This window comes from Corynebacterium sp. LaCa54 (assembly GCF_046717495.1).
Taxonomy (GTDB): domain Bacteria; phylum Actinomycetota; class Actinomycetes; order Mycobacteriales; family Mycobacteriaceae; genus Corynebacterium; species Corynebacterium kefirresidentii.
Map to the genome: position 1 here is coordinate 732,058 of NZ_CP177115.1, position 13,472 is coordinate 745,529.

16 protein-coding genes are annotated in these 13,472 nt (G+C 59.0%); 10 read left to right on the forward strand and 6 right to left on the reverse strand.

All coding sequences use genetic code 11. The annotated features are described in order from the left end of the window. Positions 1–431: 431 nt before the first annotated feature. From ACLI1M_RS03675 to ACLI1M_RS03695, 5 genes are read left to right on the forward strand one after another with little or no spacing between them, the layout of a single operon-like run. Complete coding sequence (locus ACLI1M_RS03675) at positions 432–1,910, forward strand: DUF6350 family protein (protein WP_023027763.1); 1,479 nt, start codon at positions 432–434, stop codon at positions 1,908–1,910. A 22-nt stretch (positions 1,911–1,932) separates the two neighbouring features. Beyond that, a complete protein-coding gene (purN, locus tag ACLI1M_RS03680; RefSeq protein WP_023021983.1) occupies positions 1,933–2,541 on the forward strand; it encodes a phosphoribosylglycinamide formyltransferase in 609 nt (202 codons plus the stop codon). Positions 2,542–2,568: 27 nt separating this feature from the next. Beyond that, the gene (gene purH, locus ACLI1M_RS03685; protein ID WP_023021982.1) at positions 2,569–4,101 is read left to right on the forward strand and encodes a bifunctional phosphoribosylaminoimidazolecarboxamide formyltransferase/IMP cyclohydrolase; all 1,533 of its coding nucleotides are present in this window, start codon (positions 2,569–2,571) and stop codon (positions 4,099–4,101) included. A gap of 15 nt (positions 4,102–4,116) precedes the next feature. Then, positions 4,117–5,064, forward strand: a complete 948-nt coding sequence (locus ACLI1M_RS03690; RefSeq protein WP_248099126.1) for a hypothetical protein — start codon at positions 4,117–4,119, stop codon at positions 5,062–5,064. Between the two features lie 24 nt (positions 5,065–5,088). After that, on the forward strand, positions 5,089–5,721 hold the full coding sequence (locus ACLI1M_RS03695; RefSeq protein ID WP_239207976.1) for a hypothetical protein: 633 nt from the start codon (positions 5,089–5,091) through the stop codon (positions 5,719–5,721). A 7-nt stretch (positions 5,722–5,728) separates the two neighbouring features. On the opposite strand, the gene ACLI1M_RS03700 is transcribed toward ACLI1M_RS03695, so the two are convergent. From ACLI1M_RS03700 to rpmB, 6 genes are all read right to left on the reverse strand, one after another. Continuing rightward, positions 5,729–6,448 (reverse strand): TetR/AcrR family transcriptional regulator, encoded by a 720-nt coding sequence (locus ACLI1M_RS03700; RefSeq protein WP_239207977.1) that lies wholly within the window; start codon positions 6,446–6,448, stop codon positions 5,729–5,731. 101 nt (positions 6,449–6,549) lie between these two features. Further along, positions 6,550–7,329, reverse strand: coding sequence for a putative nucleotidyltransferase substrate binding domain-containing protein (locus tag ACLI1M_RS03705; protein WP_239207978.1), 780 nt, complete (start codon positions 7,327–7,329; stop codon positions 6,550–6,552). A gap of 242 nt (positions 7,330–7,571) precedes the next feature. After that, complete coding sequence (gene rpsR, locus ACLI1M_RS03710) at positions 7,572–7,826, reverse strand: 30S ribosomal protein S18 (protein ID WP_005279904.1); 255 nt, start codon at positions 7,824–7,826, stop codon at positions 7,572–7,574. 15 nt (positions 7,827–7,841) lie between these two features. Continuing rightward, a complete protein-coding gene (gene rpsN, locus ACLI1M_RS03715) occupies positions 7,842–8,147 on the reverse strand; it encodes a 30S ribosomal protein S14 (RefSeq protein WP_005279906.1) in 306 nt (101 codons plus the stop codon). Positions 8,148–8,150: 3 nt separating this feature from the next. Next, positions 8,151–8,315 (reverse strand): 50S ribosomal protein L33, encoded by a 165-nt coding sequence (gene rpmG, locus ACLI1M_RS03720; protein WP_005279910.1) that lies wholly within the window; start codon positions 8,313–8,315, stop codon positions 8,151–8,153. 2 nt (positions 8,316–8,317) lie between these two features. Continuing rightward, entirely contained in the window at positions 8,318–8,554 is a 237-nt protein-coding gene (rpmB, locus tag ACLI1M_RS03725; protein ID WP_005279911.1) for a 50S ribosomal protein L28, read from the reverse strand. A 476-nt stretch (positions 8,555–9,030) separates the two neighbouring features. Here rpmB and ACLI1M_RS03730 point away from each other — a divergent pair, with 476 nt between their 5' ends. The 5 genes from ACLI1M_RS03730 (at position 9,031) to ACLI1M_RS03750 (ending at position 13,446) form a co-directional block, all read left to right on the forward strand. After that, complete coding sequence (locus tag ACLI1M_RS03730) at positions 9,031–9,300, forward strand: type B 50S ribosomal protein L31 (RefSeq protein ID WP_005323793.1); 270 nt, start codon at positions 9,031–9,033, stop codon at positions 9,298–9,300. 15 nt (positions 9,301–9,315) lie between these two features. Continuing rightward, positions 9,316–9,489, forward strand: a complete 174-nt coding sequence (rpmF, locus tag ACLI1M_RS03735; RefSeq protein WP_005279913.1) for a 50S ribosomal protein L32 — start codon at positions 9,316–9,318, stop codon at positions 9,487–9,489. A gap of 144 nt (positions 9,490–9,633) precedes the next feature. Next, complete coding sequence (locus ACLI1M_RS03740; protein WP_023021977.1) at positions 9,634–10,332, forward strand: response regulator transcription factor; 699 nt, start codon at positions 9,634–9,636, stop codon at positions 10,330–10,332. Positions 10,333–10,493: 161 nt separating this feature from the next. Continuing rightward, on the forward strand, positions 10,494–11,888 hold the full coding sequence (locus tag ACLI1M_RS03745) for a sensor histidine kinase (RefSeq protein WP_248099124.1): 1,395 nt from the start codon (positions 10,494–10,496) through the stop codon (positions 11,886–11,888). Positions 11,889–11,997: 109 nt separating this feature from the next. Next, complete coding sequence (locus ACLI1M_RS03750) at positions 11,998–13,446, forward strand: S1C family serine protease (protein WP_248099122.1); 1,449 nt, start codon at positions 11,998–12,000, stop codon at positions 13,444–13,446. Positions 13,447–13,472: the final 26 nt, after the last annotated feature.

Consider the following 13,472-nt stretch of genomic DNA (forward strand, 5'->3'; position numbering starts at 1 on the left):
CAAGATCCCACTCGGGCTGCGTGTGGGTCGTATAAAACCGATAACTTTCCATTCATGTTACTGTAGCCAGAGTTAAAGGTGTGAAACCGGGGTAGATTTTATACTCCTAATATATATGTGTGGTCAAGGTGCAGGGGTGTCGCCGGTGATTTTATGGCTACCTCGTCGCGCCACCCCAGATCTGCTGCCGGAAAGTGGCAAAGTGGACGCCGATGAACAAAAACACCAGCCCCCATTCTCGGTCAACGCCCCGCCCGCGTAGCCAGGCGCGGGGCAGGACGGTGCGCACGGAGCGCACCCCACGCGCGCCCCATCCCAGCGGGGCCCGCCAGCCCTCTGGATCGGCGCAACGTGTCGCCCGAAAGGCCGGATCTAAAGCCAAAGCGCGCCGTACTCCTGCGCCGCTGACTAGGGCCGGCCGCATCCGACGCATGCTTATCACGGCGGCAGTGCCCAACGTGGTCATTGTCCTTATCATTATGGCCATTGCCCTCGGTGGTCTTATGCTGGCCGGCTCACCCATGGCGTGGTGGTACACCATCGTGGCGGAGTCATGGATGGTCTTTAACCTCGCGCCAGTCTCGGCGGCCGAAGTGCACATGTCTTTCTTGCCCGCCTTACCCGCGCTCATCTTGGCTGCGGTCGTGGCAGTCCGCGTGCGTAACGCGGTTAAGCACAAGGTCAGCGTCAAAGACTTGCTTATTCTTCTTAGCTGCGTCCTTGGCGTGCCAGTGGTATTTACCATCATCGCCTGGCTGATGCTGTGGGACGCGGGCAAGGTCTATGATGTCTCCCCGCCAAACCTGGCACAGGCTTTGCTGCGGGTTATTGTTCTACATCTTGCTGCTATGGCAGCCGGCATGGGCTCGCGCTTGTGGCGGGCATTGGCCAAGCGTTATGGGGTGCCGCGCCAGATTGTCGACGCCACTCAGATCGCCCTTCGCTACCTCGGCTACCTAGCCATTGGTGCCGCCGTAGTCTTTGCGGTGGTTTTCCTCCTCAATATTTCTCGCCAGGGCGAGATGATGGATGAATATCCCACGGTCTCCGGTCTAGGTGTGGCCGGACTAGTGCTAGTGAGCCTGCTATACATTCCCAATGCCATCGTCAGCACCGCTGCGGTGGTGGTGGGCTCAGAGTTTTCCATCGGCGAAGGTTCGGTCAGCCTCTTTAGTGCCCACCTCGTGCCGTTGCCACCGCTGCCGATTACCGGTGGAATCCCGGCCTCCGCGCCTAGCTGGGCCGTAGTGCTTCTAGTTGTCCCGCTCGGCGCCGCAATCTACGCCCTATATAAAAAGCGGCCAAGCTTCCAGGACGTACTAGTAGCTACGGTGGCCTCCGCGGTAGTGATGTTTATTGCCTGCTACCTTGTCAGCGGCGACCTTGGCTACTACGGCGCCACCGGTCCGATTCTGTGGACCGCCGCAGGCCTAACCGCCCTGTGGATGGCCGTTGTCGGCAGCGCCGTTGCCGCAGGTTTTGCCTTTGTGGCATGGCGCGCGGCGCGCACGGCACGTGTCACGGCCCCTGATACTCCCGATTCGGATGCCGCTGAAGACGACGCCCCTGAGGCCGCCGCTGAAACCGACGAGACCCCAGTTGAACCGGAGCGCGAGCCCATCACCGATCCAGAGATCGTTGACGCCGAAGTAGTTGAGAACGAGCCCGATGACTCCGCCCCTGACGCAGCCGCGGATGGGGAAGAAGGCACCCCAGCTGAGGATGCGGCGAAGCAGCAGGAGGAACCGGAGGAATCTGAGAAACACGAGGAATCGGACGAACCTGAGGACGCTGAGGAGAAGAAAAGGGGCGTCGCCAAGCCGGTTAGCCAACAGCTCAAGGACCAAATGGGGGAGAGCGAGCAGGCTTCCTCGAGCGAAAATTCCTCCGCGGAAGGGGAGAGAGACTAGGCTATAGCGCGTGACTTCACCGATGCCTCCGCGCTATACCGCTGACCCTGAACGCCTCCGAGTGGTGGTGCTCGTTTCTGGAACGGGTTCACTGCTGCAAGCCATCGTGGATGCCCAAGCAGGGCACTACCAAGTGGTGAAGGTGGTGGCGGATAAGGAATGCCACGGTATTTCGCGCGCACAGGACCACGGGATCGATACCGAGGTCGTGGCGCTAGGTGCCGATCGCGCCGAATGGAATCAACGTCTGGTTGACGCAGTAGATGCTGCGCAGCCAGACGTTGTTGTTTCTGCGGGCTTTATGAAGATCCTGGGAAAGGAATTTCTTGACCGCTTCGAAGGCCGCACCATCAATACCCACCCGGCGCTGCTGCCAGCTTTCAAGGGAGCGCACGCCGTGCGCGACGCCCTAGACTATGGCGTGAAGATCACCGGCTCTACCGTCCATTTTGTGGATTCGGGAGTGGATACCGGACCCATCATCGCGCAGCGATCCGTAGCCATCATGGCGGACGATGATGAGTCCACTCTCCACGAGCGCATCAAACAAGTAGAGCGCGATCTCATCGTGGAGGTGCTGCGCGCAGCAGACGTCCACAATGAGGAACTTATTATTCAACTCGCAGACTAAGACTTTTCGAAAGGCTTAATCCTCCTCATGAGCGAAGACCGCAAGCAGGTAAAGCGCGCTCTTATCAGCGTGTACGACAAGACCGGGCTGGAGGATCTGGCCCGCGCCCTCGATAAGGCAGGCGTAGAAATCGTCTCCACCGGCTCCACCGCGAAGAAGATCGCGGACCTAGGCATCGAGGTCACTCCGGTAGAAAAGCTCACCGGCTTCCCAGAGTGCTTGGAAGGCCGCGTCAAGACGCTGCACCCGCGCGTTCACGCCGGCATCCTGGCCGATACCCGCAAGGAAGAACACCTCAACCAGCTCGCCGAGCTCGAGGTGGAGCCTTTCCAGCTCGTCGTGGTCAACCTGTACCCCTTCCGCGAGACCGTCGCTTCTGGCGCGGACTTTGATGGCTGCGTGGAGCAGATCGATATCGGCGGCCCGTCTATGGTGCGCGCGGCCGCCAAGAACCACCCGTCCGTTGCCGTGGTAGTAGATCCCTCCCGTTATGACGAGGCTGTGGAGGCCATCAACAACGGGGGCTTTACTCTAGAGCAGCGCCGCGGCTTGGCCCGCGACGCCTTCCTGCATACCGCGGATTATGATGCGGCCGTCTCCGCCTGGTTTGTGGACCAGCTGAGCGAGGAAGGCCAAACCACCCCGCTGCGCTATGGCGAAAACTCCCACCAAAAGGCCACCATCACCCGCATCGGTTCTACGGGCCTTGCCAATGCCACCCAGTTCAACGGCAAGGAGATGAGCTACAACAACTACCAGGATGCGGATGCCGCCTGGCGCGCCGCTTGGGACCACGAGCGCCCCTGCGTTGCAATTATTAAGCACACCAATCCTTGTGGCATTGCCGTTTCTGAAGAGTCCATCGCCGCCGCCCACCGCGCAGCGCATGCGTGTGACCCGATGTCCGCCTTCGGCGGCGTCATCGCCGTCAACCGCGAGGTCACCGTGGAGATGGCCGAGCAGGTCAAGGAAATCTTTACCGAGGTCATCGTCGCTCCTTCCTACGAGGACGGCGCCATCGAGGTCCTCAAGGCCAAGAAGAACCTGCGCGTGCTGCAAGCAGAACACGAAGACCAGCACGAAGAGCGCAAGTACATCTCCGGCGGCGTGCTCACTCAAGAGCCAGATACCTACCAGGCCGAGGGCGATGACCCAGCAAACTGGACCCTGGCCGCAGGTGAGGCCCTCAACGAGTCCGATATGGCTGAGCTCGAGTTCGCCTGGCGCGCCGTGCGCGCGGTGAAATCTAATGCGATTTTGCTGGCTAAGGACAATGCCACTGTGGGCGTGGGCATGGGCCAGGTCAACCGCGTTGACTCTGCCAAGCTCGCCGTCGAGCGCGCCAATACCCTGGCCGATGGCGCCAACCGCACCAAGGGCTCTTTCGCAGCTTCCGACGCCTTCTTCCCATTCGCCGATGGCTTGCAGGTGCTTCTCGACGCCGGCGTGAAGGCCGTAGTCCAGCCCGGCGGCTCCATCCGTGACGAGGAAGTCATTGCAGCGGCCAAGGAAGCCGGCGTTACGCTGTACCTGACTGGCACCCGCCACTTCGCCCACTAGCCTAAGCTAGTTTTCATGACGTTCCCTATCCGCCGGGCCTGGGGCCCGGCAGCTGCCCTCAGCGCCTGCGCACTCTCCCTGGGCGCGTGCGCAAGCGCTGAGGATGCAGCGGATAATTCCCCTACTTTTGTCAATACCGAGGCACGCGGCACGGCCGATCCCTTGTACGGAGAGACCACGTCTGCAACGACTGCGTCCTCATCCGCAGCCCCTGCTGCCGAGCGCGCCCCGTCCGACTCCACGGAACCTCCGGTCGCAGCCCCTGCCGATGACGTTCAAGCCGTACTTGATCGCATTGTGGCAGAACACGGAAATGTGGGCATTGCGGTCTCCGATGGCACCTCTACCGTCGAGGCTGGGCGCACCGCTCCCGAAGCCGCGTGGTCAACCTCCAAGGTGCCCGTGCTTATTGCGGCGCATCGTACCGGTGTTGCCGATAGTCAGCTGGTGTCCTCTGCAATTACTTACTCCGATAACGAGGCCGCCAAGGCCGCATGGGCAGCATTAGGCGAGCCGACCGTGGCCGCACAGGCCGCCCAAAGCGTTATTGCGGAGGCAGGCGATACCGCCACCCAAGTCCAATCCCAGGTCACCCGCCCGGAATTTACGGCCTTTGGTCAAACCATGTGGAGCGTGGGCAACCAGGCTAAGTTTATGGCTGGGTTGCGCTGCGTGGACGGAGCTCAGCCGATTATAGACGCCATGGGAGTCGCCGATCCTGCACAAAGCTATGGCCTACGCACCCAGCCGGGCGCCTTGATGAAGGGCGGCTGGGGACCGAACCCTGCCGGTTCCTACGATGTGCGCCAGATGGGTATCGTCCGGTTGGGCGGGCATGACGTCGCCGTAGCATTAATTGCCTCGTCCCCTGATGGGCAGTACGCCTCCACCCAAGCGGTTCTTACCTCTATGGTCGAGGAACTAGCTCAAGCCGATACGCAGTGGCCCAGCCCCGCCTGCTAGGCCTGTCATTAGAAAGGAAAGCTTATGCCTTATCGCTCTCGCCTCCGCCTGCTTATCGCCGCGGGGTTCGTCCCACTCGTGGCCGCCAGCCTCGCGCTCAGCGGCTGCAGCAACGCCAAGGATGAAGCTGCCCCTAGCTTTAAAGGCCAGGGTAGTGGAATGACCACGGTCGACAACGCCGATAAAGAAGACAAGAGTGGCGAGGAAACCACGGCTGCGCAAGAGACCGCAACGAAAGATGAGGAAACCCCCGAGGAGCCACCGGTAGTTACGGTCACGCAGACAGAAAAGCAGGAATCACCATCCTCTTCCGGCGGGGGTCAGAAGAGTGGTGTGGGTAACTACATTTCCAACTTCAACGAGTACGGATGGCTGGATGGCGGTTACGCCAACTGTCAGCGCTTTGAGCGTGCCTTATTCGCCGGCTCTGGTCCCGACGGCAGGGCCATCATTTGTGAAACCGGCGGCGGCTACAAGGTCTATCGCTCGTCGATGTTTGATGGTCAGTTCCAAACGGACGACGTTACCCAGGACGGGAATAACTACTACGTCAATGCGGATCCCTCGATTATCGTGGTGACCCCGAGTGGCGTCAGCGTGCGCGAGGGAGGCGGATTGGCCGCCACGGGAGAGTTCACGGAGTCGTGGCAGCGCTGATGAGGGGTTAGCGCGACTTCTTCTTTTTGCGGTCGGCCGCTGCGGCGGCGGCTGCGGAGATGGAGTCGTTGCGATTCTTCAATAGCTCGAGGGTAGTTTCCTCGGCGTTATCGGGAACGGAGGCACCGAGGACGGCTAAGGCGGCGTCGGCAAGCATAGCGGCCGTCTTCGGCACCGATTGGGAAGCATCGAACGGCGGGGTGCCGTTATTGGTCCGCATTTCGATGACGGATAGCGCAATGTGGAAGGGAAGCTCCACGCGGGGATCCTCCTCGCCCACAATGGCGGCGGCGGTAGAGCGGAAATGATTCTGCAGGCGGTCGCGTGATTCGTGGTATTCGGAAAACTCCGGAGAATTAGCCACCGGCAGCTGATATAGGCGTCCCACGTTCCAGCCGCTGGTGAGCAGTAGACGTGATTCCGCGGCGACCAAAGACCACAGGCGCTGAGCCGGATCCGCATCGGTGCCGGCCAGCTCATCGGCCAACTCCAAGGAAGGCTCGATGGTGGAATTGAGCAGCGTAAGGAAAATCTCCGTCTTGGACGGAAAGTGGTAGTACAAAGAGGCCTGGCGGATGCCAACCGCATCTGCAATCTGGTGCGTGGATGTGGTAGCAAACCCTTGAGTAGTGAAAAGCTCGGAGGAGGCGTCCAAGATCTCCTCTCGGGCGCTATTTCCCCTGCGCCGCGGGCTGTGTTTACGCGGCCTACCGACGGTGCCTGCCATGCGGTGGGACGCCTCCTTTCACAAAAAGAAATTGCTTTTAATTACCAACTGTACAATCTTATGCCCGACTAGGTACTGCTTCCGAATCCGCACCTTAGGGACTATTTATATTCTTCTGTCTGCTGGGTAATGGACTCAAACACGGCCGAGACAATACGGCATGCCGAGCCATAAGCAGTGCGGTCCAACGGTGGAAGATCCCGCAGCGTGGCTGGACGGTCGCTGACGCGCTCGTACCAACGGCGCAACTCTAATGCATAGCCGGTACGCCACGCTAGATCCAAAGACTCTGCGTCGGTGGCGGTGAGGACAGCGCGCTCAACGCCAATCGCCAGGCGATCTACCGTCGGGCGAGGCCCCGGCGCCGCCCAGCGAGCGATAGCTGCAATGGGGGAGAGCAGTGTCGCCTTGATGTCCACAGCAGCATCTCGGTCCGGCAGGCCGTCCACCATTTTCAGAGTAGGCGGGCGCTTGGTCAAAGCTTCTTCCAGGAGTGCTTGTTCTCCGCCGTTTCCCAAGGGAAGGCCGGCATCGACGCGCGCGGCAATCGAATCGGCGGCCTCGTGAGCCTGGAGGCCGACATCAGAAAAGACTTCCTGGAGATCGGAATCCTGGCCAATCCACTCCACGGGCATAGATGGCAGCTGGTCGCCCCGAGCGGCAGCACCGGTAAGGCGTACCGGTGAGTTGACCCCAGGGGAGCGAACGATATCTACCAACAAGTGGGAATACCAGTGAGACAATTCAATCTCATTGTCTTGGTGAGCGACCGCATTGCGCAAGATATCTTGGGCCTCTGCGAGCAGCCCGCGGGCTGTAGCGCGGGACTGGCAGTGCGGGGCAAGCTCGGAGAGATCGAGTAGGGATTGGTGTAGGGCCATTGCTCACTGCCTTTCACTAGTGCGAAGCCGGTGCTTCCCCCAGCGGCTGCGGGGCGCACGAATGCTTTAAATCTAACACCTTGGCCGCGTGGGCTGAATATGTGGGTGTAAAGGCGGGAGTAAGAGGGAGAAAACGACTATCGCCGCCTGCCCTCGAGGAGGGAGGCGGCGAAAGTCTATGGATCTTTTACCGTGTCACACTTGCCAGCGGCAAAAGTGCGCTGTTGATACCCAGCTACTGTTTAGCGGGTGGTGAACGGCAGGAGAGCCATTTCGCGTGCGTTCTTGACTGCGGTAGCAACCTGACGCTGCTGCTGCGGGGTCAGACCGGTGACGCGACGGGAACGGATCTTGTGACGATCCGAGATGAACAGACGCAGAGTCTTGGTGTCCTTGTAGTCCACCTTCTCGATGCCCTCAGCCTTCAAAGGGTTCTTCTTCGGGCGACGGCTCTGCTCCATACGGAACTTCTTTTGGTTATTGCGCTTATTAGCCATTGTGCAATTACCCCTTTACCAGCTGGACTTACGAACGCCCGGCAGCTCACCACGGTGAGCCATGCCGCGCATACGGACACGGGACAGGCCGAACTTGCGGAGGTAACCGCGTGGGCGGCCATCGGCAGCGTCACGGTTACGTACGCGGGCTGGGGAAGCGTCACGAGGCTGGCGGTTCAGCTCGAACTGAGCCTCCAAGCGCTCCTCATCCGGGGTGTTCGGGTTCTTGATGATCTTCTTGAGTTCAGCGCGACGCTCCGCATAGCGGGCGACGATTTCCTTGCGCTGCTCGTTCTTAGCGATCTTGGACTTCTTAGCCATTGATTATCGCTCCTCGCGGAATTCGACGTGCTTGCGGGCAATCGGATCGAACTTCTTCAAGGTGATGCGATCCGGGTTGTTGCGCTTGTTCTTACGGGTCACGTAGGTGTAACCGGTGCCCGCAGTGGACTTCAGCTTAATGATTGGGCGGATATCGTTACGTGCCATACTTAAATCTTCTCCCCACGTGCGCGAATCTTAGCCACAACGGACTCGATGCCATCGCGGTCGATGATCTTCATGCCCTTGGTGGAAACATTCAGGGTGATGGTACGGCCCTCAGAGGGCAGGTAGTAGCGACGACGCTGCACGTTGGGGTTCCAACGGCGCGAAGTGCGGCGGTGCGAGTGCGAGACCTGCTTGCCGAATTCCGGCTTGCGGCCCGTTACCTGGCAAATAGCCGACATGGGTCTTCTTTCTCCTAGCCGCCCACATCATGGCTATGGACAATGAAACGCCGACTGCCGAGTGAGGGTGGCAGTGCTCAAAAGTGAGGTGTGAGCGGGTGCGGCGCCATCGTCGAACGCCAGTAGACGGGGCGTAAAACGTATATTTTGACAACAGCAAGGGAAAATCTTACAGCCTTGGGCGCGAATTACCTAATCGCTACCTTGCTGTGGTTAGTGGGGCTGTTAGTGGTTGTGGGGTGGCATTTGGCTGTGGTGTGCCGCCATGCGTAATACAAGAAACTGGTGTGAAGTGAGTGGTCGGAGCGGGGAGGGGATTTCGCATCTGGGGTAGTTGACTGTAGGATAATTCAGGTTGTTGACCCGTGCCGCACGGCACGCGGTTAGCAGAGTGAAATTTGTACGTCCCAACTCGGGCACGATCCGCTCCATAAGTGGGTGGAACCGACCTGTAGTCCAACCCTGAGGGAATATATATGAAGAAAGATATTCACCCGGATTACCACCCGGTAGTCTTCCGTGATGCTGGTACCGGTCACTCCTTTTTGACTAAGTCCACCGCTTCCTCCGACCGCACCGTGGAGTGGGAAGATGGCAACGAGTACCCACTGATCGTTGTTGACGTTACCGCTGAGTCCCACCCGTTCTGGACTGGTGCACAGCGCGTTATGGATACCGCCGGCCGCGTCGAGCGCTTCAACCAGCGCTTCGGTGGCATGGCTCGCCGTAAGAAGAAGAACGCGTAAGGAGGAGAATAGAAAATGGCAACTCCTAAGTTTAAGAAGTCCCGTGCGAACACCCACGCACGTCGTTCCCAGTGGAAGGCTGACAACGTGGCCCTCCAGGAAGTCACCATCGACGGACAGACCGTCCGCATCCCGCGCCGCTTGGTCAAGGCTGCCAAGCTGGGCCTGGTTGACGTAGAGCAGTTCTAAGCTCGTTTCGCACTTTCCCCGTTCGCTCTCTGTAGGAGGGTTGAGCGGGGATTTTTGCTACCTTAAGTATTATTTGGGGGGCTATGGGGGTAAATATTTCTCATAACTTCATGAAGTTGCGTTTCATCAGTAATAATTAGGATCATGAAAATCCTTGTGGTGGATGATGAACAACCCGTCCGTGAATCGCTACGCCGTTCCCTACGTTTCAACGGCTACGATGTGCTGACTGCTAGCGACGGCTTAGAGGCAGTGGAGGCGGTGCGCTCTGAGAATCCAGAATTGCTGATTCTGGACGTCATGATGCCAAACATGGATGGACTTGAGGTGTGCCGCACCCTGCGTAGCGAAGGCTGGGACCGTCCGATTCTCGTGCTGACCGCGCGCGATGGCGTATCGGACCGCGTAGCTGGTCTCGATGCTGGCGCCGATGATTACTTGCCAAAGCCATTCGCACTGGAAGAGCTCTTGGCGCGCGTGCGTTCCTTGGTTCGCCGCGCTTCCGCAGATTCCATCGCTGCTGAGGCTCCGGTGGAGAGCAAGCTTAGCTTCGAAGACCTAGAACTCGACGCTGATACTCGTGAAGTAAGCCGCGGTGGCCGCTCAATTTCTTTGACGCGTACCGAATTTTCCCTACTGCAGCTCCTTATGGAAAATCCCCGCAAGGTGCTTTCTCGTAGCAAGATTCTGGAGGAGGTATGGGGCTATGATTTCCCTACCTCTGGCAATGCGCTCGAGGTCTATATTGGCTACCTACGTAAGAAGACGGAGGGAGACGGCGACTCGCGTCTTATCCACACTGTCCGTGGCGTTGGTTATGTCTTGAGGGAGTCTCATCCGTGATCTTAAGGAAGCCCGCTTCCCCTGCAGTGGCTTCCGGGAAAGCACAGCCCACACCTCTTACTGAGTTCTCTGAAAGTCAAGGGAGCTGGGCTTCACGGGCGCCACTGCGGTGGCGCCTTGCTACTGTTACTGGCCTTGTGGTGGCCGTAGCCGTTGCCGTAATGACCTTGGCAACGTACTGGGTAGTATCTATGTCCCTGACTGCCTCCGTAGATGACCGCTTGGAGGCCAAAGCGGATGCCTTGTTGCGCAAGAGCCAGGACCCGCGGTTTATCGACAACGTGGATCAGGAAATTGAAGAATTTAAGTCCTATAACCCTGATACGCGCGTTTCCTTATCGCCGCCCTCAACGAGCTTGTCCTATGGCGATACTATTCCCCTCGGTGGAGACTTCCATCGGACGGAAGACTATACAGACACCTCCGTGCGTACGGTCGGCGGCGAACGTGTTCTGGCCAAACGCCACGATCTAGGCTCTACCGTTATCGTTGCGCAATCTCTGGCTCCGAGCCAAGAATTCATCGCCATCCTCGGCACAGTTTTGCTGATTATTGTTGCGCTTGGCATTTTGCTCGCCATCTTTGCTGGTCTCATCGTGTCCAAAACCGGCATGCAACCCATTGCGCGCTTGAAACGCGCAGTGGATTACGTGACGCAGACCAATGATCTGCGCCCCATCGAAGTATCCAATAATGACGAGATGGCTCAGCTGACCACATCCTTTAACCAGATGCTGGAAGCTCTGCAAGAGTCTCGGTCGCAGCAGGCCCAGTTCGTCGCCGATGCCGGGCACGAGCTGAAGACGCCGTTGACCTCAATGCGTACCAATATTGAGCTTTTGATGATGCTTAATCGCGCCGGTGGCGGCTTTGGCATGAGCGATGAGGACCGCAAGGACCTTGAAGATGACGTCATGTCCCAGATGAACGAACTCTCCACCTTGATTGGTGACCTCGTTGACTTGGCGCGTGAGGATGGCAACGAACGAGAACCGGAACCGGTGGACCTGTGCGAGGTCATGATGTCTTCCTTAGAGCGTGCCCGTCGCCGCCGCCCGGACGTGGAATTTCTGGTGCGCTTTATCCCGTGGGAGCTGGATGGTGACCCCTTCGCATTGGGCCGCGCTACGTTGAATCTGATGGACAATGCGGCTAAGTGGTCGCCGGCTACTGGCACGGTACGCGTGTCCATGGAACAGCTATCTTCCCACGAGGTGCGCTTGCGCTTTGATGACTCCGGTCCGGGCATTGCGCCGGAGGAGCGGGAGAAGGTTTTCGAGCGCTTCTACCGTTCGGCAGAGGCGCGTTCTATGCCTGGCTCTGGTTTGGGCCTGGCTATCGTGAAATCGGTGATTGAGCGCCACGACGGCACGATTAAGATCCGTGAGTCTAATGATGGTGGCACGCGCATGGAAGTAGTCCTGCCGGGCAAGCCCGTGTCCGGAGAAATCTTTGTCGATGGTTTGGCAGAACCGCATGAGGGGCAGCCGGGCGGCAATGAAGATTCCAGCGATCGCGGTGAAATCTTTGCTCAACGCTGGTTTAACCAAGGGTAGGCTGCGGCCTTTTATACTGGTGATCGCATACAGCTACCTTTCAGGAATTCCTAGTAGGTTGGCAGATCAGTAACAGTCTTGACTAAGCGAAGTGAGGCATAGTTTTCTCATGAACATGAGGAATGACGATTACCGCGGCTTTGATGGTTCCTTCCCGGAGGGAGCGTCCCAAGAAGGGCCGGGTAAGGCCGAGCCGGTACACGGTGGTCCGAACTTTGGAGACATCGGGCAGCCAAACCCAAACGCTGGCACCGCCGGCCCCTATAGCAGCGACGCCGACGCGCAGGAATATGGGACTGGCTCGTATTCACAAGGCTGGAATCAACCACGCGGCGGTGCAGAAGGAGCTGATCCCAGCGCGCTAGGTTCACAGGCGCCGTACCCGCAGGGCCCGCAGACCCAAAGCTTTAATACTCAGGGCCAGGAAGGTCCGATGGTCACCCCGCTGCCCCCGCAACCGGAACAAAAGAAAAAGATTGGCCTCGGCGCCGCAACTGCCTTGGCTGCCGTAGCCGCAATCGCCGCGGGTTCAATCGCTGGAGCCGTGGTCGGTATGAATTCTGGGGGAGGCAACAACGATACGTCAGTGGTCAATGAGGCGCTCAAGGCCCAGCCGGCCAATAACAGCACCGGCAAAGAACCAGAAAAGGGCTCCGTTGAAGAGGTAGCCTCCAAGGTTTTGCCGGCGGTGGTTTCTATCCAGACGATGACCCGGACGGGCGGGGCAGAAGGCTCCGGTTCCGTTATCTCCCCGGACGGCTACGTGCTGACCAATCACCACGTGGTTGCAGGCGCTGAGCACGGCGGCATGATGCAGGTGACCATGAACGACGGCAGCAAGCATGATGCTGACGTGGTGGCTTCCGATGCGAATACTGACGTGGCCATTGTGAAGATAAAGGATGTCAAAGACCTGCCGTTCTTGCAGTTCGGTGATTCTGATTCCGTCGCCGTGGGACAGGAGGTTGTGGCCGTGGGCTCTCCTCTGGGCCTTAATGCGACCGTGACTTCCGGTATCGTTTCTGCCAAAAACCGCCCAGTGCGCGCCTCCCAAGAAGGCGGCGAGTCTTCCTTGATTGACGCCATTCAGACTGATGCCGCGGTCAACCCGGGCAACTCCGGCGGTCCACTGGTGGACCGGGACGGAAATATCGTGGGCATGAACTCCATGATTGCTTCGCTGTCCAGTAATTCCACCGGGGAGGGCGGATCCATCGGACTGGGCTTCGCCATCCCGTCGAACTTTGCCAAGCGCATGGCGGACGAGCTCATTAATGATGGCAAGGTCACTCACCCGACCCTAGGCGTGAAGGTGCTGGCGCGTGACGACGGCAATGGTGCCCGTATCGCCGGGGTTGAGCCAGGTGGCCCAGCAGATAAGGCGGGCCTGAAGGAAGGTGACATCGTCACCCGCGTCAATGATCGCTTGATCGAGAATGCCGATGCCCTGATTGCGGCGGCGCGGTCGCAAGATTTTGGCGCGACAGTGACCTTGGAGGTTACACGCGAAGACTCGGATGAGTCTCGTCAGGTAGAGGTAACCCTCTCAGGCGAGTAAATTACTGTGCAAGACCTCATTAGGTG

What these genes read in the sequence shown, in the direction of transcription:
- ACLI1M_RS03745 (WP_248099124.1), top strand. Translation starts at nt 10,494, where the DNA reads ATGACCTTGGCAACGTACTGGGTAGTATCTATGTCCCTGACTGCCTCC.
- rpsN (WP_005279906.1), bottom strand. Translation starts at nt 8,147, where the DNA reads ATGGCTAAGAAGTCCAAGATCGCTAAGAACGAGCAGCGCAAGGAAATC.
- ACLI1M_RS03730 (WP_005323793.1), top strand. Translation starts at nt 9,031, where the DNA reads ATGAAGAAAGATATTCACCCGGATTACCACCCGGTAGTCTTCCGTGAT.
- ACLI1M_RS03675 (WP_023027763.1), top strand. Translation starts at nt 432, where the DNA reads ATGCTTATCACGGCGGCAGTGCCCAACGTGGTCATTGTCCTTATCATT.
- ACLI1M_RS03695 (WP_239207976.1), top strand. Translation starts at nt 5,089, where the DNA reads ATGCCTTATCGCTCTCGCCTCCGCCTGCTTATCGCCGCGGGGTTCGTC.
- rpsR (WP_005279904.1), bottom strand. Translation starts at nt 7,826, where the DNA reads ATGGCTAATAAGCGCAATAACCAAAAGAAGTTCCGTATGGAGCAGAGC.
- rpmG (WP_005279910.1), bottom strand. Translation starts at nt 8,315, where the DNA reads ATGGCACGTAACGATATCCGCCCAATCATTAAGCTGAAGTCCACTGCG.
- ACLI1M_RS03740 (WP_023021977.1), top strand. Translation starts at nt 9,634, where the DNA reads ATGAAAATCCTTGTGGTGGATGATGAACAACCCGTCCGTGAATCGCTA.
- rpmB (WP_005279911.1), bottom strand. Translation starts at nt 8,554, where the DNA reads ATGTCGGCTATTTGCCAGGTAACGGGCCGCAAGCCGGAATTCGGCAAG.
- ACLI1M_RS03700 (WP_239207977.1), bottom strand. Translation starts at nt 6,448, where the DNA reads ATGGCAGGCACCGTCGGTAGGCCGCGTAAACACAGCCCGCGGCGCAGG.
- ACLI1M_RS03690 (WP_248099126.1), top strand. Translation starts at nt 4,117, where the DNA reads ATGACGTTCCCTATCCGCCGGGCCTGGGGCCCGGCAGCTGCCCTCAGC.
- purN (WP_023021983.1), top strand. Translation starts at nt 1,933, where the DNA reads ATGCCTCCGCGCTATACCGCTGACCCTGAACGCCTCCGAGTGGTGGTG.
- rpmF (WP_005279913.1), top strand. Translation starts at nt 9,316, where the DNA reads ATGGCAACTCCTAAGTTTAAGAAGTCCCGTGCGAACACCCACGCACGT.
- ACLI1M_RS03750 (WP_248099122.1), top strand. Translation starts at nt 11,998, where the DNA reads ATGAACATGAGGAATGACGATTACCGCGGCTTTGATGGTTCCTTCCCG.
- ACLI1M_RS03705 (WP_239207978.1), bottom strand. Translation starts at nt 7,329, where the DNA reads ATGGCCCTACACCAATCCCTACTCGATCTCTCCGAGCTTGCCCCGCAC.
- purH (WP_023021982.1), top strand. Translation starts at nt 2,569, where the DNA reads ATGAGCGAAGACCGCAAGCAGGTAAAGCGCGCTCTTATCAGCGTGTAC.